21 protein-coding genes are annotated in these 20,778 nt (G+C 62.1%); 5 read left to right on the top strand and 16 right to left on the bottom strand.

Annotation, left to right across the window (positions count from 1 at the left end):
- Together AC5RTT_RS15450 and AC5RTT_RS15445 are read right to left on the bottom strand one after the other, a co-directional pair.
- Nucleotides 1-364 (bottom strand): LLM class flavin-dependent oxidoreductase (locus AC5RTT_RS15450; RefSeq protein WP_494145941.1); only part of this gene is annotated, 364 nt, incomplete at its 3' end.
- 287 nt (nt 365-651) lie between these two features.
- The gene (locus AC5RTT_RS15445; RefSeq protein ID WP_493994699.1) at nt 652-1,389 is read right to left on the bottom strand and encodes an SDR family NAD(P)-dependent oxidoreductase; all 738 of its coding nucleotides are present in this window, start codon (nt 1,387-1,389) and stop codon (nt 652-654) included.
- Nucleotides 1,390-1,830: 441 nt separating this feature from the next.
- Between AC5RTT_RS15445 and AC5RTT_RS15440 the strand changes: the two genes are divergently transcribed.
- A complete protein-coding gene (locus AC5RTT_RS15440; protein ID WP_494145940.1) occupies nt 1,831-2,751 on the top strand; it encodes a PaaX family transcriptional regulator in 921 nt (306 codons plus the stop codon).
- 42 nt (nt 2,752-2,793) lie between these two features.
- Here AC5RTT_RS15440 and AC5RTT_RS15435 read toward each other — a convergent pair whose 3' ends face one another.
- The 13 genes from AC5RTT_RS15435 to AC5RTT_RS15375 all read right to left on the bottom strand — a co-directional run bounded on the left by AC5RTT_RS15435 (nt 2,794) and on the right by AC5RTT_RS15375 (nt 14,869).
- The gene (locus AC5RTT_RS15435) at nt 2,794-3,189 is read right to left on the bottom strand and encodes an NUDIX domain-containing protein (protein WP_494145939.1); all 396 of its coding nucleotides are present in this window, start codon (nt 3,187-3,189) and stop codon (nt 2,794-2,796) included.
- Nucleotides 3,190-3,614: 425 nt separating this feature from the next.
- Entirely contained in the window at nt 3,615-3,824 is a 210-nt protein-coding gene (locus AC5RTT_RS15430) for a dodecin (protein ID WP_493994696.1), read from the bottom strand.
- Nucleotides 3,825-4,007: 183 nt separating this feature from the next.
- Entirely contained in the window at nt 4,008-4,583 is a 576-nt protein-coding gene (locus AC5RTT_RS15425; RefSeq protein WP_494145938.1) for an MFS transporter, read from the bottom strand.
- A 26-nt stretch (nt 4,584-4,609) separates the two neighbouring features.
- Nucleotides 4,610-5,341 carry an MFS transporter gene (locus tag AC5RTT_RS15420; RefSeq protein WP_494145937.1) on the bottom strand — a complete coding sequence of 244 codons (732 nt, stop codon included), beginning with the start codon at nt 5,339-5,341 and terminating at the stop codon, nt 4,610-4,612.
- Between the two features lie 115 nt (nt 5,342-5,456).
- Nucleotides 5,457-6,665: a cytochrome P450 gene (locus AC5RTT_RS15415; protein WP_494145936.1), complete on the bottom strand. Its 1,209-nt coding sequence runs from the start codon at nt 6,663-6,665 to the stop codon at nt 5,457-5,459.
- Nucleotides 6,666-6,692: 27 nt separating this feature from the next.
- A complete protein-coding gene (locus AC5RTT_RS15410; RefSeq protein WP_494145935.1) occupies nt 6,693-7,658 on the bottom strand; it encodes a PDR/VanB family oxidoreductase in 966 nt (321 codons plus the stop codon).
- Nucleotides 7,659-7,756: 98 nt separating this feature from the next.
- Complete coding sequence (locus AC5RTT_RS15405) at nt 7,757-8,521, bottom strand: IclR family transcriptional regulator (RefSeq protein ID WP_494145934.1); 765 nt, start codon at nt 8,519-8,521, stop codon at nt 7,757-7,759.
- 53 nt (nt 8,522-8,574) lie between these two features.
- The gene (locus AC5RTT_RS15400; RefSeq protein ID WP_494145933.1) at nt 8,575-9,573 is read right to left on the bottom strand and encodes a fumarylacetoacetate hydrolase family protein; all 999 of its coding nucleotides are present in this window, start codon (nt 9,571-9,573) and stop codon (nt 8,575-8,577) included.
- Nucleotides 9,574-9,584: 11 nt separating this feature from the next.
- Nucleotides 9,585-10,658 (bottom strand): amidohydrolase family protein, encoded by a 1,074-nt coding sequence (locus AC5RTT_RS15395; protein ID WP_494145932.1) that lies wholly within the window; start codon nt 10,656-10,658, stop codon nt 9,585-9,587.
- Nucleotides 10,655-11,779, bottom strand: a complete 1,125-nt coding sequence (locus AC5RTT_RS15390; protein WP_494145931.1) for an FAD-dependent oxidoreductase — start codon at nt 11,777-11,779, stop codon at nt 10,655-10,657. The genes AC5RTT_RS15395 and AC5RTT_RS15390 overlap by 4 nt, the downstream gene beginning before the upstream one ends.
- Before the next feature lie 73 nt (nt 11,780-11,852).
- Nucleotides 11,853-12,887, bottom strand: a complete 1,035-nt coding sequence (locus AC5RTT_RS15385) for a cyclase family protein (protein ID WP_494145930.1) — start codon at nt 12,885-12,887, stop codon at nt 11,853-11,855.
- A complete protein-coding gene (locus tag AC5RTT_RS15380; RefSeq protein WP_494145929.1) occupies nt 12,884-13,843 on the bottom strand; it encodes a fumarylacetoacetate hydrolase family protein in 960 nt (319 codons plus the stop codon). Before AC5RTT_RS15380 ends, AC5RTT_RS15385 begins: the two co-directional genes overlap by 4 nt.
- Before the next feature lie 6 nt (nt 13,844-13,849).
- The gene (locus AC5RTT_RS15375; RefSeq protein ID WP_494145928.1) at nt 13,850-14,869 is read right to left on the bottom strand and encodes a VOC family protein; all 1,020 of its coding nucleotides are present in this window, start codon (nt 14,867-14,869) and stop codon (nt 13,850-13,852) included.
- 124 nt (nt 14,870-14,993) lie between these two features.
- Here AC5RTT_RS15375 and AC5RTT_RS15370 point away from each other — a divergent pair, with 124 nt between their 5' ends.
- The 3 genes from AC5RTT_RS15370 to AC5RTT_RS15360 all read left to right on the top strand — a co-directional run bounded on the left by AC5RTT_RS15370 (nt 14,994) and on the right by AC5RTT_RS15360 (nt 18,376).
- Nucleotides 14,994-15,950: a LysR family transcriptional regulator gene (locus AC5RTT_RS15370; protein WP_494145927.1), complete on the top strand. Its 957-nt coding sequence runs from the start codon at nt 14,994-14,996 to the stop codon at nt 15,948-15,950.
- A 162-nt stretch (nt 15,951-16,112) separates the two neighbouring features.
- The gene (locus AC5RTT_RS15365; RefSeq protein ID WP_494145926.1) at nt 16,113-17,564 is read left to right on the top strand and encodes an MFS transporter; all 1,452 of its coding nucleotides are present in this window, start codon (nt 16,113-16,115) and stop codon (nt 17,562-17,564) included.
- Nucleotides 17,565-17,617: 53 nt separating this feature from the next.
- Nucleotides 17,618-18,376: a TetR/AcrR family transcriptional regulator gene (locus AC5RTT_RS15360; RefSeq protein ID WP_494145925.1), complete on the top strand. Its 759-nt coding sequence runs from the start codon at nt 17,618-17,620 to the stop codon at nt 18,374-18,376.
- 58 nt (nt 18,377-18,434) lie between these two features.
- Here AC5RTT_RS15360 and AC5RTT_RS15355 read toward each other — a convergent pair whose 3' ends face one another.
- Nucleotides 18,435-19,037, bottom strand: a complete 603-nt coding sequence (locus tag AC5RTT_RS15355; protein WP_494145942.1) for a TetR/AcrR family transcriptional regulator — start codon at nt 19,035-19,037, stop codon at nt 18,435-18,437.
- A 330-nt stretch (nt 19,038-19,367) separates the two neighbouring features.
- Between AC5RTT_RS15355 and AC5RTT_RS15350 the strand changes: the two genes are divergently transcribed.
- Entirely contained in the window at nt 19,368-20,726 is a 1,359-nt protein-coding gene (locus AC5RTT_RS15350; RefSeq protein ID WP_494145924.1) for an ABC transporter substrate-binding protein, read from the top strand.
- Nucleotides 20,727-20,778 lie beyond the last annotated feature (52 nt).

Raw genomic sequence — 20,778 nt, 5'->3', positions numbered from 1 at the left:
TGACCAGGTTCAGCCCGACACGGCCCGGACCGATCTGGTCCAGCGTCGAAACCATTTTCGCGATGGTAGCCGGCGGGTACACGGTCATGTGCACGGTGCCGAACACGTTGATCCGGCTGGTTGCCTGCAGCAGGGCAGCGGTGGTGGTCATCGACTCAAGAGAGACCATCCAGTGCTCCGAAGGGCCCTTGCGGCCGCGCCAGATCGCGGGGCTAAGCACGAAGTCGAACCCCAGGGCCTCAGCGCCCTGCACGACCTTCAGGACGTGCTCATACGTTCCCGGGGTCTCCGGGGTGTTGACCGAATGAATCCACCCGTTCTTGCCAACAGGGATGAACACCCCGGTATCGATGGTCTTTGTCATTCTAGATGTCCTTCCAAAAGCAATACGTCGTTTAGGTTTTGGCTGATGCAGCGACAGGAAAGCGTCAAGCTGCGACGAGTTCGCGTTAGACCAAGGCTCCTAATTCAGCTTGTGCCTCAATGGAGTGGCCACCCTTGGCAAGTGTAGCACTTTAGTGACGTTCGTCATGAGTACGCAACGTAGTGTGCCTCACTAGCGGCAGGGGGTTAAGGCGGGGGCCCAGTCCGCAGGATGAAAGCAGGAGGCCGATGCGACAAAGCAGAGTGAGAATACGCATCGGCCCCGGACTAAAGGGCGGTGGTCAAGCCGCCGTCAACGACCAGGGTCGTGCCGCTGATGTAGGTGTTGCGATCTGATAGGAGGAAGGCAATGGGGCCAGCGATCTCATCCGGGTTGGATGTGCGGCCGATCGGCAGGTGGCCGTGTTCCACCAGGTCGCGGAAGTAGGGGGTGTCGGCTTCATTGACTCCGGTGTCGGGGTCGTTGGACATGCGGGTTTTGACGAACCCGGGAGCAACGATGTTGACCAGGACATTACTAGGGGCGAGCTCCAGCGCAAGGGCGCGAGTTGCTGCATCCAGGCCGCCTTTTCCGGCTACGTAAGCGAAAGAAGCAGGCATCGCCTGAGTGGCTCCTGTAGAGCTGACATTGACGATGCGACCTGACTTCCGTTCAGCCATGCGAAGACCTGCTTCGCGGGCGAGGAATATCGCCCCTTCGAGGAAGACTGCCAGCTGTTTGCGGAATTTTTCGATGGTGAGGTCGGCCAGTGAGGTGTAGCTGTAGGCTCCGGCAACGTTCGCCAGCCCTTGGATGTGCCCGTGCTTCGCCTCAATTTCATCGAGCAAAGCCTTGTGCCCATCAATGTCCGTGACATCGAACTTGTAACCGTACACGCCGTCCAGGTCGATGGGTTCGAGGTCCAGTCCGACTACGGTGTAGCCGTCCTTGACTAGAAGTTGGGCAGTTGCCGCTCCGATGCCATTGGCCGCGCCGGTTACAGCGATAGTGGGTCCCGTCGTCATGTTTAACTTCCTTCGTGTGTTGTCGGTCTGAAACTCAATGATTCTGTGAGGACCCGTCCTCCCCAGGGTTTCCTGCCGAATGGCAGGCCCTGTTAGGCCGGCGATCGAGCGTCCCGCCTAACTGCAACCGGGGCGCCGATCTTGATACTCAAGCGCTGGGAGTAATTGCTCGTCCAGTCCTGCGCTGATACGGGCGTGGTCAGCGGCAGAAGTAAAGTCCCCTGCCATCCGGATGTTCAGTAACTTTTCACCGCAATCCTCTAACGCGGGTGACATCCGCATGAGACAATCTACGCATGACCTCGCTAACGGTGTCAACTATGGATGGTCCCACTTTTTCGGCTGTTTGTGCCGGCTTGGACATAGGCGTCGACGAGCCCGTGCTTCCACCGAGCGACACTAGAAAGAAAGAGGAGGTGCGAGGAGATCATAAAGACGAAGGTGAAAACCGATCCACAGCGAGTCGGGAAGCAGAGTGAGCTAGATTTCAGCGTGCCAACCAACGGGGGATTCCATTCAGAAGTGCTTCAACCGCAGCAGCTCGCCATGACGCTACTGGGTGGTTACGTAAGGAACCGCCGCCAGACAATCTGGTCGGGAGGCTTTGTCGGGCTTCTGGTTGACGCGGGCTTTACAGTTGGTGCCGCCCGAGCCGCACTATCCCGGATGGTTCAAAACGGCATGCTTGAACGGGAACGGAGCGGCCGCCTTATCCATTACCGGATTACCGATGCGCTCGGAAGCATTCTTGATGAAGGTGACCGGCGTATGGAGTGGGCCGAGACTCCGAAGGCAGCTCCCGACACCTGGACCATGCTGTGGCATGACATCCCGTTAACGAAGCGATTGGAACGCACGCGCCTTGCCCGGCGGCTTCGATTCCTCGGGTTTGGGCCGGTCCAGGACGGTCTGTGGATTTCGCAGCATGATCGCGCGGCGGAACTTGAACAGTTGTTTGACGAATTCGACGTACGGGAACACGCGAGCGTTCTCATCGGCAGGATGGCAGAACTCCCTGGGCTGTCAGCCATCATTCGGCGAGCATGGGATCTGGACGCACTGTGCCAACGCTACCGCGCCTTCGCAAAGCACTATCGGGATGTTGCTGATTCCTGCGAGAAGATGAGTGACAGAGAAGTGTTTGTCGCAAGAACGATGCTGATTCACGACTATCGGCTGCTCGAGTGCCCAGACCTGCCTAGCGCAATGATGCCCGATCCGGGCGCGCGACCGGAAGCGGTAGACGCCTACTTCGCGATCGTTCGATCGCTAGCGCAGCGGGCTTTCAACTACTTTGACTCCGTGATGTCTGCCGGTAAGCCCTTCTCCGATGAGGTGACCGTAGTGGAGGATGCGACATGAGCCACAGGCAGGCAAGGGCGTCGACGCCGGAAGACCTCTGAGTCAACCGCTTCGGTGCCCGGTAGCTTCGAGCACTCGATCCAGCCAGCTCACACGATGTGTAAGTCCTGCTATATCGGACGGTGCGAGCCAGCGGTATGCATCGTGTTCCCAGTTGATTGTCAGTGCGGAATTTGATGCTTCTGCTGCGAAAGTGTGAACTCGCCATGGGTTGCCCAATTGGTCCATGAGCTCGAGGGACGGTCCTGCGCGGAAGTTGATCAAGTGTGAGGAAGCCAGCCCCGCTTCCTCAAGTACCTCCTGAGCAGCCTGCTTTTCCGGGGAAGTTCCCTGCTCCACAAAGCCTGTTATGCAGTGCCACAGCCCCCTGTCGTGGTTAAGTTGTTGGCTTCGTCGGAACAGCGCAATGTCTCCCTGGCACTCGAGAACGACAGCCACGACGATCCGTGGCACCTTTAGGGTTCGCGCTGCTACGGCTCGACGGAGTTCAGGGTCAGGAGTGGGTGAAACGTTCGGCAATTGGGGACCTCACATCGGCGGGCGTCAGCAGACATACCGGGAGACGGCGTCGTCCGCGGGGCCGCGCAAGAGGCATAGGCCCTTGCACGGCCCACGGACAAATGTTTCCTGCCCCAACGAGATCTTTTGGCCCGATGGTACCGAAGCGGCTCAGGCTGCGGAGGTTGACGACACGGGGGCCGGCTTCGGTAGCACCGAGCGGCAGTGGTATGCGTCACATCACGCTAAATATATCACTAGTACGCCGGTGGTCAAGAAGACGCAATCTTCTTGCTTCGGGGCTTGACAGGGCGTGCCGGGCGCCGTTTGCCGCCTGGTGCCCAGCAGCCGACGGCGGCCGCAGTTTAGCGTTCCAGCCGGAACCCGAGCTTCATGGTCACCTGCCAGTCTGCGACAGCGCCATCCTTCAAGTGACCACGGATCTCTTTGACCTCAAACCAATCGAGGTTCCTCAAGGACTTGGAAGCCTCACTGATCCCACTTCGGACTGCTGCGTCGACACCGTCCGGGGACGTGCCAACAATTTCGGAAATGCTGTACGTGTGATCGGACATGCCCGCTCCTTTAACTTCTTAAACCACGGCTCTGATTGCTTCGAAGACTAGGGGAACCATTGACGCATGACAATTACCTTACGGCCGTTACGAGAACCTAGGGCCTGCCGCATTGTGCTCGACGGAAGACAGCCGCCTATCTGGCCACGCAGCTGCTGTGCGTCACTTCGGATCTTATGAAGGTCAGGAGACCTTGGAGAGTGCGGGGCCAAAGGACTTTTCCCTGGCATAGAGAGACCACACTGCGGCCATGGCCAACGCGGACACGATCAGGGGGATGCCGAAGAGCATGAAGATGTTTTCGGCCTTCCAGCCGCCGGCCAGGAGGTAACCCACCAGAATGGGTGCAACGATTGAGACCAGCCGCCCGATACCGACCATCCAGCCAATCCCTGTTCCGCGGAGCTCGGCCGGGAAAAGCGCCGGTGTGGTGGCGTAGAACCCCGCGACGTTCGCTGATGTAACCACGCCGAGAACGGCGCCGATGATGATTGCCACTGAGGTCTGGTTGAAGGCCATCCCGAAGATGACGTAGATCAGCGCGGAGGCCAGGAGTGACCCAAGCAGCAGGTCACGGCTGCGAAGAAAGATAGCCAGGGCGCTGAAGATGAAGCAGCCTATGATGCCGCCGAAGTTCACGACCAGGCCCATCGTTACGCCCAGGCTGTCGTCCCCCGAGGAGGTGGCGATAAGTTTCGGCGTCCAGGTGCTCGCGAAGTAGTAGGCGGCAATCATCAGGCCGTAACCCAACCAAAGCAAGAGAGACTGGCTTGCCATACGTCCGGTCAGCAGGGTCTTGATTCCGTGCTGTGTCTGCTGGTTCTGGGACAACTCGGGAAGTTTTCCAGCGCGCTTCGGCCCATCTGCGCGAGGATGACATTCAGCCTGGACAATGCGTTGTGTGGCCGTTTGGTGATGAGGTAATCGAGGGATTCTGGCAGGTACCGCCACGTCACGGCGAGCATCAGCACGCTCGCGGCAGCACCGACGGCGAACACCGATCGCCAGCCGAACTGCGGAATAAGTGGTCCTGCGATGAATCCGCCGAGGGTTGCACCGATGGCAAACCCGGCAGTGTAGAGCCCGAAGATACTGCCCCTTCGCTTGTCCGATGAGTACTCGGAGACAAAGACGTTCAAGTTAGCGATCATGCCTCCGATACCGAGTCCGGCCAGGACCCGGAAGGCCATCAGTTGCACGACGTCGCCGGCAAAGACCGATAGGACCATTCCTGCGCTAACCAGAACCAGTGCGACCAGCATCATTGGGCGCCGACCGATCTTGTCCGAGAAAGGTGTGAGGAAAAGCGATCCGGCTGCCATTCCGACGAGGCCTGAACTTAGGAGGAACCCTAAAGTAACGGGGTCCAGGCTCCAGCTCTTTGACAGCGCCGGTGCGGCGTATGCGGCGACCGCAACATCCATGCCATCGATGAGCATCAGTGCTATCGCAACAGCGACGGCGCGGATTTGGAGCCGGCTCATCGGAGATGTGCGGACTTCCTTGAGTATGTCCATCTTTACGTCCTCGTAAATTGGGTGCACTGACCCGGCAGCTGCCACGGCGCCGCTGCCTGGTCAAGGCGTTGAGTGAACTTGTGGGGGTCGAAGGTTTCTATGGCCGGAAGGTTGTTTAGGCCAGTTGGACCCGGACGGGCAGGGATTCCCATGCCCGGAGGGTGTTGTTGTGGTGCCTGCGTGTTGCGCCACTGATTTCAATGGTTGAGATTCGCCTGGCCAAGGCGGTGAGCAGGGTGGACGCCTCGAGTCGGGCGATGTGCTGTCCCACGCATTGGTGAATGCCGAAGCCGAACCCTACGTGCCCGGAGGGGTCCCGGCCCAGGTCGAAATGGTCGGGGTTGTCCCACCGCCGCGGATCCCGGTTTGCCGAGCCCAGGAACATGAGTATCTTTTTGCCCTCGGGGATGAGCGTGCCGCCAATTTCAATGTCCCGAGTGGTGGTCCGGAAGAACGTCTGAACGGGTGATTCAAGGCGAACTGCCTCGTCAAAGGCGGTACGCGTTAGGGCTGGGTTCTCGCGCAGTCGCTTCCACTGGTCAGGGTTGGTCGCGAACGCGTAGAGGACGGCGGTCAGGCCGTTCACGGTCGTGTCCACCCCGGCTGTGAGCAGCGACCGGACAATCAAAGGTGCTTGGGCTGCCGTGATGTCTCCCCTGTCGGCAGCCGCCCAAATTTGGGCGCCGAATCCGTCCGGGGTTAAAACGTCTCTGGCGCATTGTGCTGCTATCGAGGCTGAGAGCTCAGCGACGCGCGGTGCGCCTTTCGCAACCAGCTCGTTCGGCGGGCCAAAGGCGTTAAAGACGTGGTCCCCATAGGGCAGGAGGTTTTCCCGGCCGCTGCGGGGTATGCCCACTGCGTCAGGAAAGACGCGAAGCGGAAACGCCGCGGCCAAGTCGGTGACGGCATCGAATTGGGTGCCTCTCGAGAGCAGGTCCTCCACCAGGCTCTCTGCGTCATGGGCCCATGCGTCCCCCAGTTTGCGGATTTCGCGGGGGCCGAGGATCTTGCTCAGTACGGCCCGGGGTGCGTCGTGGTGCGGGGGGTCTGCCTCCAGGAGCAGGCTCGGTGGCCGCCATGGCTTTTCGTATCGGAAGTTGCTAAGTCCGACACCTGCCGCGGACTGGAAGGTTTGCCAGTCTGTCAGCGCGGCGTGCACTTCCTTGTAGCGGCCCATGGCGTACACGTCGTATTTTTCCAGGTAGACCACAGGTCCTGCTGCCCGAAGATCACTCTGGAAAGGGAGCGGATCCTCAAGAACGTCGTAGCTAAACGGGTCGGCGTCGCTGACAGGCGTGTTAGATGTGGTGAGTTGGACGGTCATTTGTCGGTCCTTTGGGTGTAAGCCGGGTTAGAGGTCAAGAACGAGGCGGTCAGTGCAGGAGCGTGAGACGCAGGGAAACATGCAGTGACCGGCGGCCCGGTCCGCGTCGTCGAGAATGGAGTCACGATGGTCCGGTTTCCCGGCCAGTACGTTGACCTCGCACGTTCCGCACGTTCCTTCGCGGCAGGAGGACAGAACGCTGACGCCTGCGTTTCCGAGGGCGTCGAGGATGCTCACCGAGGGCGGAACTGTGACGGACAGGCCGGTTTGGGCAAGCTCCACCTCGAATGGGGTGTCTCGTGCAGGGGCGCCGTGGGCTTTTGCGGCAAAGTGTTCCAGGCGCAAGAGCCCTGCCGGCCAGTCACTGCAGTGCCGTTCGACGGCGGCGAGCAGCCGTTGCGGGCCGCATGCGTAGACCTTGGTATCCATGGCGGGGCCGCTGATGAAGTCTTCGAGCGGACATGGGCCTGATTCGTCTTTGGGCATGACCACGACCCGGTCCCCATAGCCTGATAGCTCATCAAGGAACGCCATGCTGCTCCGCGACTTGCCCAGATACAGGAGTTTCCAGTCCGCGCCGAGCATGTCTGCCTGTTGGATCATGGGAAGCATCGGGGTAATGCCGATGCCGCCGGCGATGAAAAGATACTTTTCGGACGGCACCAGCCGGAAATTGTTTCTCGGTCCCCCCAGGGCGACCATGGTTCCCACGGTGAGTTGTTCGTGGATATAAGCCGATCCCCCGCGCCCCGAGCGCTCGTGCAGAACCGCAATGCGGTAGTTATCGGCATCCCAGCGGTCCCCGCAGAGGGAGTACTGCCGGGTGATGCCGGAGGGTAGGACCACATCAACATGTGATCCAGGTGTCCAGTCCGGCAACCGGCGCCCTTCCGGGTGGGCCAAGGTCAGTGACACTACGTCGCTGGAGACGCGGGTCTTCGTCGTCACTGTCAGCTTCATGTGGGAGTCTGCAACAGATTTCTTTTCGAACATGTCGGCTCCTTTGCTCGCTTTGTTCTCCCCCAACATTCGCTCGTTAGTGACTTGCGCCACCACGCCGTTCTCAATGATTGAGAGCGTTTCTCTCGGAGCTATGGGGCTGGCGGCGCTGGGTACTCCATGGCACGGGAAACAGCCGAGGATGCGGCTTGAAGAACGGCGATGCGGGAACGGGCGGCGACATCATTAGGGACAACAGCCGCCAACGCAGCCTCTACTTTGCCGGCAGGGTTTCTGACCGGCACTGCGATGCCGGTGGCGTCGGGGTGTATGTGCCCGGCCAGAAATGCATACCCCTGCTGGCGGACCTCGGCAAGGGCAGCCCGCAGCTGGGAAGGGGAACTGATCGTCCACTTAGTGAAGACCTTGAGCGTTTGGGCAATGATCCGTTCCTGTTGCGCCGGCGGGGCATGGGCCAGGAGCAGCAGGCCGGAGGAGGACGCATGGAGGGGAAGCCGGCCGGCAACGCGGGTGTAGTTTACGACCGCTCCTGGCGCGGTCAGCCGCTCCACGAAAAGCACGTCGTCGCCCTCCATTACGCCCAGCTGGATGTGCTGTCCAATAATGGCATGCAGGTCCTCCATCACCGGCATGGCGGCTTCCCGCAGACCCAGGGTAGGTGACGCGCGGGAGACTGCCTCCCACATGCGGACCCCGATTCGGACCTTGCGGTCCTCGCCCCGCTCAAGCCAGCCGAAGGTTCTCAGCTCTTCCACGAGGCGTGACGCGGTCGCGATGTGCAGCCCGGAACGGCGCGCAATCTCGGTCACGGTCAGGGAGGTATCGCCGGGCCCGAAGGCCTCCACGATACGGACGGCGCGGGAGAGCACCGACTCTCCCCCTTGTGTGCGAGGCATGTCAGTACCATCTTCCAAGGTGGGCGGGAAGCACGCTGCGATGGTAGCTAAGTTTAGGAGCCCGTGCTTGATCTAGTGAGGTCGTGGGTTCTGGGGCGGACACGGGCCGCAACGCGGGTCGAGGCTTCTCGCCTGGCGCCTACGGTGTTCTCGATGGTGCCGATCCCTTCCACCGTCATCCGGACCACGTCGCCGGTTGCCAGGGGCGGCGGAGTCTTGGAACCGTTGCGTCCCCACAGCTCGGCGAGGCAGCCGCTGCCGCAGGTGCCGGAGCCCAGGACGTCGCCGGGCCGCACCACTGAGTCCTGGGAGGCGTAGGCCACGAGCTCGGCGAAGGGCCAGCCCATGTTGGACAGCAGGTCCTGGCCGATGGGCTGGCCATTGACCTCGACCGACATGGAGATGGGCAGGAACCCCTCGGCGTCGTGCCGGTCCTCGAACTCGTCTGCCGTCACGATCCAGGGGCCCAGCGTGTTGGCGAAGTCCTTGCCCTTGCAAGGGCCCAGGCTGACCTTCATCTCCCGGCGCTGGAGGTCCCGCGCGGACCAGTCGTTGAGGATGATGTAGCCGAAGATGTGCCTGTGCGCCTCCGCGGCGGTCAGGTTCCTGCCGTCGCTGCCGGGGACGCGGCCGACGACGGCGGCCACTTCCGTTTCAAAGTCCAGGTCCTCACAGCCCGCCGGGATTCCGATCATCTCTCCCGTGCCGGTCACCGTGTGCGGGTTGGTGAAGTAGAAGGTGGGCGCCTCGTACCATTCGGGCACCACGCCGGCCACGCCGTCGATGCTCTTCCGCACGCCTTCAACATGTTCCTCGAACGCCACGAAGTCCCGGATGGTGGCGGGCACCAGAGGGGCGAGCAGCTGCACCTCCGTAAGCGGAACGGCAGGGGCGGAACCTACGGTTTCCCGGGCAGCGCGCAGGGTTTCATCCAGTCCGGCGTCCAACAGCGTCTGGACGCCCTGGCCGGCGGGCAGCGCGTGGCAGTGTCCGCCGTCCACAAAGCCGGACTGCGTCCCGCCGTCGTAATTCCAGCGTGCGATCTTGACCATGTGAATGTTCCTTAAGCTGTGGGTCGGGCGGCCAGGGCGGCCGCTGCCATGATGCCAAGGGTGCGCGCGTTGCCGCCCAAAACCTGGGCCTCGCCCTCGGACGACAGGCCGGCAGCCTGGACCTCGTCCACGGGAAGGTCGGAGCCCATGTCGAACGGGTAGTCCGAGCCCAGCAACACCTGCTCCGGGCCCGCAGCAGCCACCAGGGCGCGGAGCTCCGCGGCGCTGTGCACCAGGGAGTCGAAATACAGCCTCTTCAGGTAGGACGACGGCGGCTCGGCGCACCCACGGGCCTCGGGCCGCACCTTCCAGGCGTGGTCCGATCGGCCGAGCTTGGTGGGGAGGTAGCCGCCGCCATGGGCGGCCAGAACTTTCAGGCCGGCGTGCCGGTCCAGGACGCCGCTGAAGATCAGGTGGGACAGCGCCACGGCATTCTCCGCGGGCTGGGACACCGTGTTGGCGAGGTAGAAACGGTCCAGCCGTTCATCCAGGGAGCAGCCGAACGGGTGCAGGAACACCAGGGCGCCCAGCTCCTCGGCCCGGCTCCAGAACGGTTCCAGCTTGGGGTCGGAGAGTTCGACGGTGCTGCGCTCCGGACCGTTCGGGGTGGCGGCGAACGATCCAATTTCGACGCCGAGCAGTCCGCACTCCAGCACCGCGTGCTCCATCGCTTCCACCATCAAGGCGGGGTGCTGGAGCGGGACAAGGCCCAGGCCGTTGAGCCGCGCCGGGGCGCGGTCAACGAACTCCCGCACGGCCTGGTTGGCCTGCTTCGCTACCTGCAGGGACAGCTCCTCGCCGGCGAAGTAGTAGAAGTGCGACGGCGACGGCGAGACCAGCTGCACGTCCACGCCCTGGGCATCCATGTCCGCGAGCCGGCGGTCCAGGTCCGTCAGCTGGGGCCACCGTTCCTTGATCATCTTGCCCGAAGCGGCCATCGATTCGGGTCCGTTGCGCCGCACCTCCAGGGCCTGCTGGGCGCCGAAGCCCTCGGGATCTGCCTCGGCGACCAACTGCTGGAGGGCCGGAAGCAGGATGTGGGCGTGGACGTCAACAGTGGGGGTTTCTGCGGGGCGGGTGCTCATGCGGGTTCCCTGACCAGGCTGGAGATTGAATGCATAAGGCCGGGCACGTTGGCATCCCGCACGCCGTCGAGCATCCACTGGCCCAGCTGGACGGACGCGTCGACAACTGCCTTTGCCCTGTCCAGGCGGCGGTCGGTGAACTCTTTCCAGAGCGTCTCGGTAACGTCATCGGCAATGATCAGGAGTTCGGCCAGCACGGCCGCATCTTCCATTGCCATGGCGGCACCCTGCGCAATGGTGGGCGGGCAGCTGTGCGCGGCGTCGCCTATGATCACGGTGCGGCCGCGGTTCCAGGGTCCGTCCACGAGGTGGGTGGTGAACCATGTGTAGTTGATGCGGGCGCTGTGGTCCAGGTTGGCGCGGATTTCATTCCACGGGCCGCCGTAGGCCGCGGCGAGTTCGGCCATGATGCGAGGCCCGTCCTCGTGCTTGCGTTCCTGGGCCTTTTCCACGAGGTAGGCGTAGATGGTGTCCGGGCCGGTGGGGCAGTAGCCGGCGATGAAGCAGGGGCCGCCGTAGGTGAGGTCGGTGCGGACCACTTCGTCGGGCCGCTCCACGAAGGCGCGCCAGATGCCCATGCCGGTGGGCTGCGGCTCGACGTCGATGCCGATGGCTTTGCGGACGGCGGAGTGCAGGCCGTCGGCGCCGATCAGGAGGTCGTAGGTGGCCGAGCCGCCGTCGGCGGTGCTCACGGTGACGGACCCGCCGTCGTCCGCTATGCCGGTGACCGATTTGCCGTAGCTGATGCGTGCGCCGGCTTTCTCTGCCCGTTCGCGGAGGATGGAGGTGAGGTCGGGGCGATACATGCCCATCGTGGCGGGGAGGTCATCGCCTCCCGTGCGCATATCGTCCAGCACTGCGAGGACGGTGCCGGCCGGGTCCGGGGCGCGCAGGCCCAGGGTGCTGAACCCGTAGCCCTTCGCCTCGACCTGGTCCCAGACACCGAGTTGGCGGAGGACGCGCAGGGCGTTGCCCTGCAGGGTGATGCCGGAGCCAAGGGTCTGCGGTGCTTCGGCCTTCTCGAGGATTTCCACCTTGATTCCGGCGTCGGCCAGGAGGATGGCTGCGGTCAGCCCAGCGGCTCCCGCCCCGACAATTCCGACGTTCTGTACTGCTGCCATCGCTGACTCCTTTGTATTGACGGCTTAATGCTGGTGGTCGTTTGTTGCTGCTGGCTATATCGTGCCGTTGCTGTTATCGGACGGCTATTGGGTTGACGGGCGACCCGACGGCACCGGTGATGGGCAGCGGGGCGGCAGTCAGGAGGAAGTCGTACCTGCCATCTGCTGCGCACGCTTCCGCCAGGCCGTCCGGGTCCCACATCTCGCCCAGGAACAGGCCCAGGTTCGGGATCGCGATCTGGTGCAGGGGCTGGAAGGCGGCGTCGAACTCGTTGGGCCGGACCTCGAAGCCCCACGTGTCGGTGGCGATCCCGGCGATTTCGGACCGGTGCAGCCATGGCGCCGTGTTGAATGACAGGCCGGGGGCAAAACCGCCGGCGTAGTCACCCCAGCCGTCACGGCGGACCCGGGTGTACTGCCCGGTGCGGATCACCACGATGTCGCCCCGGCCCACCTTTGAGCTGGGCCCCTGCAGGTCAATGGTCCGCTGGAGGTGTTCGGGGGTGATGGCGAAACCGTCGGGCAGTTCGCCGTCGTTCCGTCCAAGGTCCGGGCCGAGCGCACGGCCGACGTCGAGCAGGACGCCGCGGGTGACAATCTTGGCCGCTGCGGTTTCGATGCCGGTTACCAGGTCGCCTTCGGAGGTGACAACGTCCCCGGCGGCGCGGCCGTTCCAGGCTTTGCCCTGGTCGAAGATGTGGCCCAGGCCGTCCCACTGCGTGGAGCACTGCAGCGGCATGGCGATGACATCGTCAGCACCCCCGAAACCGTGGGGAAAACCTTGACCTCGTTCGGCGTCCAACCCGGTGTCCGTCATGGTGTGGACGGGGTTGGTGCGGCGGCGCCAGCCCTTCTGCGGGCCGTTGGTATCGAATGGCTGGGACAGCGAGAACGCCTCACCGGTCTTCACCAGTGCGGCGGCCTCGACGCGTTTGCCGGCGTCGATGAAGTTCAACGTTCCCAGGACGTCGTCCTCGCCCCAGCGGCCCCAGTTGTTGTGGGCCTTGGCCATGGCGCGGATGCTGCCGAGCGGGTCTTCACGCCGGATCACCGGGGAATCGGTTGATTCCCCGGTGCCGGTGGTTGGCGCTGTGTCCTGGGTGGTCACTGAACACCTTTAGTTGTGATTTCGTCCTTGCAGTGGATGAGCTGGGTGCCCAGCCCTGTGATGGTGCCTTCCATAACGTCGCCGTCCTGCAGCAGCCGGCCCCAGTGCTGGCCGTTGCCGGCGGGGCTTCCGGTGAGCACCAGGTCACCCGGCCGCAATGGCATATTCTGCGATGCTTCGCTGACGAGCTTGGCCACCCCGAAGATCATGTCCTGCGTGGACTCGTCCTGCATTGCCTTGCCGTTGAGCTTCAGGGTCACCTGGACGTCCTGCGGGTCCCCGAAGAACTTGGCCGGCACCAGCAGCGGCCCGGTGGGCAGGAAGCCGGGGGCGTTCTTGGCACGGTACCAGTCCGATCCGATCGCGGGCATGTCCTTGCGGAACACGTATTCACGGGTGGTGATGTCGTTGACCATGGTGTAGCCGAAGACGTAGTCCAGGGCTTCCTCGGGAGTGACGCGGAACGCGGTCCTGCCGATGACTGCTGCCAGTTCCAGCTCCCAGTCGTGGGACTTGCTGTAGGACGGCAGGGTGAGGTCGTCCGTGGCGGACGCGATCGCCGTCGGGAGCCCGATGAAGAAGTACGGCGTGCCCTGGCCTGCCCGCTTGTCCATCATGGCGGCCGTTTTGGCGCGTACTTCCTCTTCGTCCTCGCCCGGCTCGCGGTGTGCCGCAGCGAGGTCGATCACGTGCTTGCGGTAGTTCGCGCCCGTCTGCAGGACCTGGGCCGGTTCCACCGGTGCGAGGACTTCGACGTCGGCCAGCGCCAGGCCGGAGTCCTGGCTGGCGGAGGCGGCGAGGCTGTCCAGCTGGGCTTCGGTGGTGTCCCAGTGCTCGATCAGGGAGTTGATGTCCCCGTCCAGCGGCAGGACCCGGTCACCCACCAGCAGGCCGGCGCGGGCCTTGCTGTCGCCGGCTTCCTGGAAGCGGATGAGGGCATAGGTAGCTTCAGCCATGGTGTCTTAGCCCCGACCCTGCTTGGCGTAGGGGTTGAGCAGGGCTTCCTTCATTTCGGGGGAGGCGCCTTCCTCCGTGGCGGTGAAACCCTCGGCCGGCGGGAAGGATTCGGTCATGGAGTGCGGCATGGCGCCGTTCTTGTAGAAGTTGTTCGAGCCCAGCGACGGCTTCCAGGTGTTGGCGTCCCAGTCCGGGACATAGTTGCGGTAGCCGCCGGAGTTCAGCTCCACGCGCAGGCCTGACGGGTCGCGGAAATAGAGGAAGTTCTGCTCCCCCACTCCGTGGATGGAGGGGCCGTATTCCATAGGCGTGCCGTTTTCCATCAGGACGTCAGCAGTGCGGAGCAGGTCCTCGGTAGCGTCCACCCAGAAAGCGATGTGGTTTACACGGCCGGGACGGCCGGACGTGTCCAGGACCACGCCGAGGTCGTGGGACTTCTCGTTGGTGGTCAGCACGGAGAACACGGTGATGGGTGCTTCGTCCAGGTCAACAAATGCCATGACGCGGAAACCGAGGGCCTCGTTGTACCACTTGGCGAAGCCACGGACATCGGAGGACGCCACGGTCACGTGGTCCAGGAAGCGGGGTGCGGCGGCGTGGCTGCTGCGGCGCTCGGGCCGGTCCGGGTAGGTGGAGGCGAATTCTGGCTCCGCGACGAACTTTTCAACGTCGAAGAACAGGCGCATGTGGTGACCGTAGGGGCCGGTGAACTCGTAAGCCTTGCCGTAGCCGTGGCCGCCGGGCGTCCAGGTTCCCTGCACGCCGGTGCTTTCGATGCGCTCGGCTGCGGCTTCCAGGGCCGCCTGGGAGTTGGTGCGCCAGGCCATCCGGCCCAGGGACGCTTCCGGTCCTTCAGTGATGACCAGGCTGTAGCGGTAGTAATCGCCCCAGCAGCGCAGGTAGACGTTGCCGTCCACGCGGTCGATGATGCGCATGCCGAACTTTTCCTCGTAGAACCGTGCCGAGGCTTCCACGTCCGGGGTGGTGATCTCGAGGTGGGCAAGGTGAGAGAGCGGAGTTTCCACGTTGAAGTCCTTCTGCTTTGTTACGGTTATTCGTTGCTCAACTATCCCGAATCCAGTCCATTTGAAGAAGATGCATTTTCTTATCGCATGTATAAGAACCACGAATAGTTGATACGGTGTGCTGATGAAAAAGCTGGACCTCAACCTGCTCCCGCAACTCCAGGCTTTGCTCGAGTTCCGAAATGTCTCCAGGGCGGCTGAAAGGCTGGGGACGAGCCAGCCCGCAATGAGCGCCGCGCTGGCGAAACTTCGGCGCCACTTCAATGATGAGCTTCTGGTTCGAACTGGAAGGAGCTATGAACTCAGCGCCTTCGGGAACTCCTTGATGCCGTTAGTGCATGAGGCAATGATTCATGTGGAGAGAGCTTCCCGGTCAGAGTCGGCATTCGAACCGTCAACCAGCGAACGCTCCTTTGTCATCGCTGCTTCCGATTACGCGGCGTCCCTTCTGGTCGGGCCGCTGCGAAGGATTCTCCGAGAGGAGGCGCCTCATGCGTCCGTAGACGTCATTCCTACAGCTGGACTGCGCCGGGACATCACGGACTACACCAATACGGATGTGCTTGTGGGACCGACGGGTTACAGCATGGCGGGAGAATCGAAGCAGCTCTTCAGGGACGACTTTGTGGTCCTGGCGGATAAAGATAATCCCCTCCTGCGACGGCCGAAGCTGCTTCTTCGCGACCTGGCGGACGCGCCACACGCGGTTGCCCATTTTGGTGAAGGAATTCTCACCCCGGCAGACAAGCTATTCAACAGCCGTGGCATTGAGCGGCAAGTAGCTGCGATGGTGACCGGATTCCTGCCACTGCCTTCGCTGGTAGAGGGTACAGATCTTGTTGCAGTGGTACCGCGTATGCTGGCCGTCCGCGCCTGTCGGGGTGCAGACCTGCGGATAGTGCTGTTCGACCGGCCGGCGTACTTGGTTGAGGCCATGTTTTGGCATCCCTCCCGGACGAACGAAGCATCCACGGCGTGGCTACGTTCAGTCCTGCAGAGAGCGGGGGCTAAATTGCCGGGGCTTTTTCCGCTGTCTGCGCACTCTGTGGAGGTTAGTGTTCCGCCCGTGAAGTTGAACTAGCGATCCATCGGACTTGCCTGCGCAACTTCTTTCGACCTATGCTTCGTGGGCATTCGTCTTAGCCGGCACCTCTGTCGGCGTGGTTGTGCTGCTCCTTCATCGAGCGCGTGATCCGGGCTGGAAACCCAAGGACCTTTCAGCATCTTCGAAAGGACCCCGCTTTTGTTTACTTTCGCACTTCCGGCCCGCCGCTGGCTCATCCTTGGTACGGTCGCGTTAACCCAGCTCGTGGTCGTGCTGGACGGAACAATCGTTAATGTTGCCCTGCTGCGGGCACAGGCAGAGCTCTCCCTTGCGGACTCAGACCGTCACTGGGTTATCACAGCGTACGTTCTTGCTTTTGGCGCCTTCCTCCTGCTGGGTGGCCGCATCGCTGACGGCTGGGGGCACAAGCGAACATTTCTCCTCGGCCTGGCCATGTTCGGGGCAGCATCCGTATGGGGTGGGCTTGCCCCAAACGGCCTCAACCTCTTTCTGGCCCGCGGAGGCCAAGGACTTGCAGCCTCATTGCTGGCCCCGGCGGCACTGGCAATCCTCACCGTCACCTTCCCTGCCGGTAGAGAGCGGAACACCGCTTTCGCCGTGTTTGGCAGCCTCTCGGGAGTGGGCTCCGTTTTAGGTCTGCTTCTGGGCGGCGTACTCACGGAATTTGCCAACTGGCGTTGGTGCCTGTTGATCAACGTTCCCATCGTCCTGCTGGGACTGCTCATGGGAGTGTGGGTGCTGACGGAGAGCAAGTCGGCCGGCGCCGGTCGGCACGATCTAATCGGAGCCCTTACAGTTTCCAGTGGGTTTGGTTTCCTGGTCTACGGTCTCACCCGAATTGAGGAGTCCCCTGTGGGGTTCCAGGCCCTTGCCCCGATTGTCCTCGGAATCGTCTTGCTGGTGCTGTTCGTCAAGGTGGAACAGCGCGCGTCCTCGCCCCTGCTCCCCCTGTATGTGCTTCGCGACCGGACCAGGGCGGCGGCATTCCTCCTGCAGGCATTAATGGGCGCCGTCATGGTCGGAGCGATGCTGTATCTGACGTTTCACCTGCAAACAGTTCTTCAGATGGAGCCCTTGCAGGCGGGGGTTGCAACAATCCCCATCACGGCCTCACTGATGGCCGGCGTACCGTTCGCCATCCGTATGATGACGAGGTTCGGGCCCCGCCGGCAGTTGGTCATCGGCCCACTGATCAGCATTTTGGGTATGCTCTGGCTCAGCCAGCTGACTGCCGGAGGTTCCTACTGGGTGGAAATCCTTCCAGGGATGATCCTGTTTGGTATGGGATTCGCGTTCTCGGTTGTCCCGGTCCAAAACCTTGCGCTCCAGAACGTGGCCGTGGAGGACTCTGGAGCGGCGGCTGCAGCGTCCAGTGCCTCCGGTCAGATAGGTGGCTCGCTCGGCCTTTCTCTCATCACTCTCGTGTACCTGTATGCCGTAGGGCCCGCCGAGATGGTTACCGTGGAGGCAGTAGTTGCCGGGCATCGGGCGGTGTTTCTAGCGACCACAGGCCTGCTGTTTGCCTCAGTGATCATTGCCGCTTTCATGATCAAGGTTGCTGTTCCACAGCAACACCACGAATCCGCGGAGGGACAGGACGCACCCGCGCATCCCGTCCATCTCCCCTGAGATGAACTGGGTAAGGCAGTGTCCGGGACGCTAAGCCGAGGATTATCTGGAGGATGAACCACCAGATGGTAGCCAGGCAGCCCTTGCTGAATGCTGAGGTCACGAGAAAGCCTGCAACGCTAAGCCGGCCGGCATCAGCACCGGGGGCCGGAAAGCTTATACGAAGGGATGATATGGCGATTGTTCAAAACCCGCCCCTCAGTCGAACACCAAGTAGGGGCAAGAGGGCTGCCCCCTCTGAAAGTGGACGTCAACAGATCCTCGACAAAGCGGTGCAACTATTCGGTGAGAAGGGATACCACGCTACGTCCCTGCGGGAAGTAGCGACCGCCGCCGGCCTCACACAGACCGGCCTCCTTCGTCACTTCCCCGAGAAGGCCTCGTTGCTAAAGGGGGTGCTGGACCGAAGGGATTTTGAAGTCATTGGATGCCTGCACCTGAACATTGCAGCCCCAGACGGTGAGGAGTGGATGCGCAGCCTTATAACGTCTGCCCGGCACAATAGCTCTCAGCCGCAGCTTGTGCAGCTTTTCGCGACGCTGGCGGCGGAGGCCACTTCGCCCGACCACCCAGCCCATCACTACTTTCAGCGGCGTTACAGGCTTGTCCGCAGGACGCTGACCGCGGCGTTGAAGGACCTTAACAGCAAGAGGCTGCTCAAGCAGACGGGCTTATCCCCGGAAGAAACGGCTGAACTGATCGTGGCGGGCAGTGACGGCCTTCAAGTGCAGTGGCTCTTGGAGCCGGAGTCAATGGACCTTGTTGCGGCCATTCGAAACAACCTGAAGCTGCACGTTGACCTGGACCTCTAACAAAGGAAGGGTATCCTTGGGGACCAGCGTGCGCACCGGGTGGCTGCCCCGGCAGCGTTCAGAGTGAAACCGTCAGGTACTCGTTAAGGAAGTTGCGGGTCAGTTGTGCCTGCGAGAAGGCCTGCGGCCGATACAACGCTTGCAACTGCAGGCCGTCAGATAGGGCAATGTAGGTTCTGGCCAGCCCGCCCGGATCCAGGCCTGGCCGCAAGGCGCCCTCCGCGGCGGCCTCCCGAAAAGCCCGCTGCACGGTGTCGATAATCATGTCGTAACGGCTGCCGAAGTACGCATTGGCAGGGTGTTCCGGATCCGTCGCTTCAGCCGCCAGCATGGCAAACATTTGTGTCAGCGAGGCATCATCCTGATCCCGGTCGGCGATTTCGACGAGACCCCTGAGCAAATCGATCCCCGTCCGGCCTTCCAGGTGTTTATTCGCGTCCAGATCGCGTCGGAACATCACTTCCTGCAGCAGGTCGAACTTGGACCCGAAATGGTGCCGCAATCCAGGCAATGTGAGTCCGGCCCGCTTGGCAATCTCACTCATTGAAGCGTTGAGGAACCCTGAAGATGAAAAAACGGTAAGGGCCGCCGTTACTATCTCATCCCGTCGACGGGCTGACTTGGCGTATTCCCCGCGGGGTTTGGTTGTTGTCGTACTCACCCAAGTGACCGTATCAGCGGAGGGGTCACGATGAAAACCTTTGAGGCCAAAGAATTTCTTCGCCAAAAACCTTTGACACCTAAGGTTTTGATGATAGGTTCACATTGTCCTGCTGTAGCGGGACCTAGAGACTCCCGTTTTTGAAAGGACCGTGCAAAGATGCACCAGCGCATCCTGAGGCTTGCGACGGCCGGCGTTGCCACACTCGTTGCTTTAACCGCCTGCGTAGGCGGGCAACCAGGCGGGGGTGATGCGGCCCAGCCCGAAGAACTCCGGCTTGGTGTGCTCGCCCCGAATACATCCTTCGCTCCTTGGGAGGCGGCGTGGGCAATGGAATCCCCGTATCTCCAGGCCGTGTACGACACCCTCCTCCGGGCAGAGCCGGACGGAACAATCGTTGCCGGACTCGCTGATCAGTGGGAATGGGATGACTCCAAGACGAAACTCACCCTGACGCTGCGCGATGGAGTCACGTTCAGTGACGGAACGCCGGTCACGGCTGAAGTTGCAGCCGAAAGCCTGAAGCGGTTCCGCGACGGCACGGCGGCCAACGCCACTTATCTGTCTAACATGGCCAACGCCGAGGCTGTGGATGAAAAAACCATCCTGGTGACGATGAAGAACCCTGACCCTTCACTGTTGACTACGCTGTCCCAGGCTGCAGGCCTCGTGGGAAGCCCGGCGATGTGGAATGACCCGGACGCATCCAACAACCCCGTCGGGAGCGGCCCTTACGTTCTGGACAAGGACGAAACAGTTGTGGGGTCCAGCTACGTGTTCGACGCCAAAGACGATTACTGGGACGCTGAATCCGTACACTACAAGACCATCACCATGACGCTTTACAGCGATGCGACCGCGCTGATGAACGCCGTCAAGGGCGGTCAGGTCGACGCTACGGCATCGCAGACTCCGACTCAGATTCCAGAGGCCGAGGCTGCCGGGTACGAGACCCGGATAGCCGAAGGTACCTGGTCCGGTTTTGTTCTCGCGGACCGGGCCGGCAAGCTCAACCCCGCGTTGAAGGACGTGCGCGTCCGGCAGGCCATCAATCACGCCCTGGACCGTGAAGGACTCGTCAAGGGACTGGCCTCAGGATACGGATCACCGACGGCGCAAACGTTCGACAAGTCGTCTGACGCGTTCCTGCCCGAACTGGACAGCGCCTACCCCTATGACGTGGAAAAGGCCAAAAAGCTTCTGGCTGACGCAGGCTACGCCAACGGACTTGACCTGGTCATGCCCAGCAACAACTTTGTCCCTGAGTCAGAGTTCGCGGTTTACAAGGAGCAGCTCGGCAAGGCCGGCATCAACGTTACGTGGGAGACCACCGGCGATGACCTCTTCGGGAAAATGCTCGGCGGAACGTGGGCAGCTTTCCCGATGATTCTGGAGACGCCCAAGTCGGGCTGGGCTGGGATCCAGTTTGCTCTGGCGCCATGGGCTCCGTTCAACGCCTTCAAGTTTGAAGATCCCAAGATCATGGAATTCATGATGAAACTCGGCACTGCAGAGGGCGAAGAAGCAAAGAAGACCAGCCAGGACCTGAACAGGTACGTCGTGGAACAGGCGTGGTTCGCGCCGTCCTACCGGGCCCAAAGCGCTTTCTTCACCAAGCCCGGCATCTCGGTCGAAATTCAGTCCGACAACGGCATGCCTTACCTCTGGAACATCAAACCCGAAAGCTGATCGTGTCGCCGGGGGCAGGGATAGCCCCGCCCCCGGCACTCGAAAACTATTC

This window comes from Arthrobacter sp. Y3221157 (genome assembly GCF_059089865.1).
Note: the sequence above shows the minus strand (reverse complement) of the source record. Positions and strands in the feature narration are given on the sequence as shown.

What these genes read in the sequence shown, in the direction of transcription:
- AC5RTT_RS15415 (WP_494145936.1), bottom strand. Translation starts at nt 6,665, where the DNA reads ATGACCGTCCAACTCACCACATCTAACACGCCTGTCAGCGACGCCGAC.
- AC5RTT_RS15350 (WP_494145924.1), top strand. Translation starts at nt 19,368, where the DNA reads ATGGAATCCCCGTATCTCCAGGCCGTGTACGACACCCTCCTCCGGGCA.
- AC5RTT_RS15380 (WP_494145929.1), bottom strand. Translation starts at nt 13,843, where the DNA reads ATGGCTGAAGCTACCTATGCCCTCATCCGCTTCCAGGAAGCCGGCGAC.
- AC5RTT_RS15420 (WP_494145937.1), bottom strand. Translation starts at nt 5,341, where the DNA reads ATGGACATACTCAAGGAAGTCCGCACATCTCCGATGAGCCGGCTCCAA.
- AC5RTT_RS15445 (WP_493994699.1), bottom strand. Translation starts at nt 1,389, where the DNA reads ATGACGACGGGACCCACTATCGCTGTAACCGGCGCGGCCAATGGCATC.
- AC5RTT_RS15395 (WP_494145932.1), bottom strand. Translation starts at nt 10,658, where the DNA reads ATGAGCACCCGCCCCGCAGAAACCCCCACTGTTGACGTCCACGCCCAC.
- AC5RTT_RS15390 (WP_494145931.1), bottom strand. Translation starts at nt 11,779, where the DNA reads ATGGCAGCAGTACAGAACGTCGGAATTGTCGGGGCGGGAGCCGCTGGG.
- AC5RTT_RS15370 (WP_494145927.1), top strand. Translation starts at nt 14,994, where the DNA reads ATGAAAAAGCTGGACCTCAACCTGCTCCCGCAACTCCAGGCTTTGCTC.
- AC5RTT_RS15360 (WP_494145925.1), top strand. Translation starts at nt 17,618, where the DNA reads ATGAACCACCAGATGGTAGCCAGGCAGCCCTTGCTGAATGCTGAGGTC.
- AC5RTT_RS15400 (WP_494145933.1), bottom strand. Translation starts at nt 9,573, where the DNA reads ATGGTCAAGATCGCACGCTGGAATTACGACGGCGGGACGCAGTCCGGC.
- AC5RTT_RS15430 (WP_493994696.1), bottom strand. Translation starts at nt 3,824, where the DNA reads ATGTCCGATCACACGTACAGCATTTCCGAAATTGTTGGCACGTCCCCG.
- AC5RTT_RS15405 (WP_494145934.1), bottom strand. Translation starts at nt 8,521, where the DNA reads ATGCCTCGCACACAAGGGGGAGAGTCGGTGCTCTCCCGCGCCGTCCGT.
- AC5RTT_RS15410 (WP_494145935.1), bottom strand. Translation starts at nt 7,658, where the DNA reads ATGTTCGAAAAGAAATCTGTTGCAGACTCCCACATGAAGCTGACAGTG.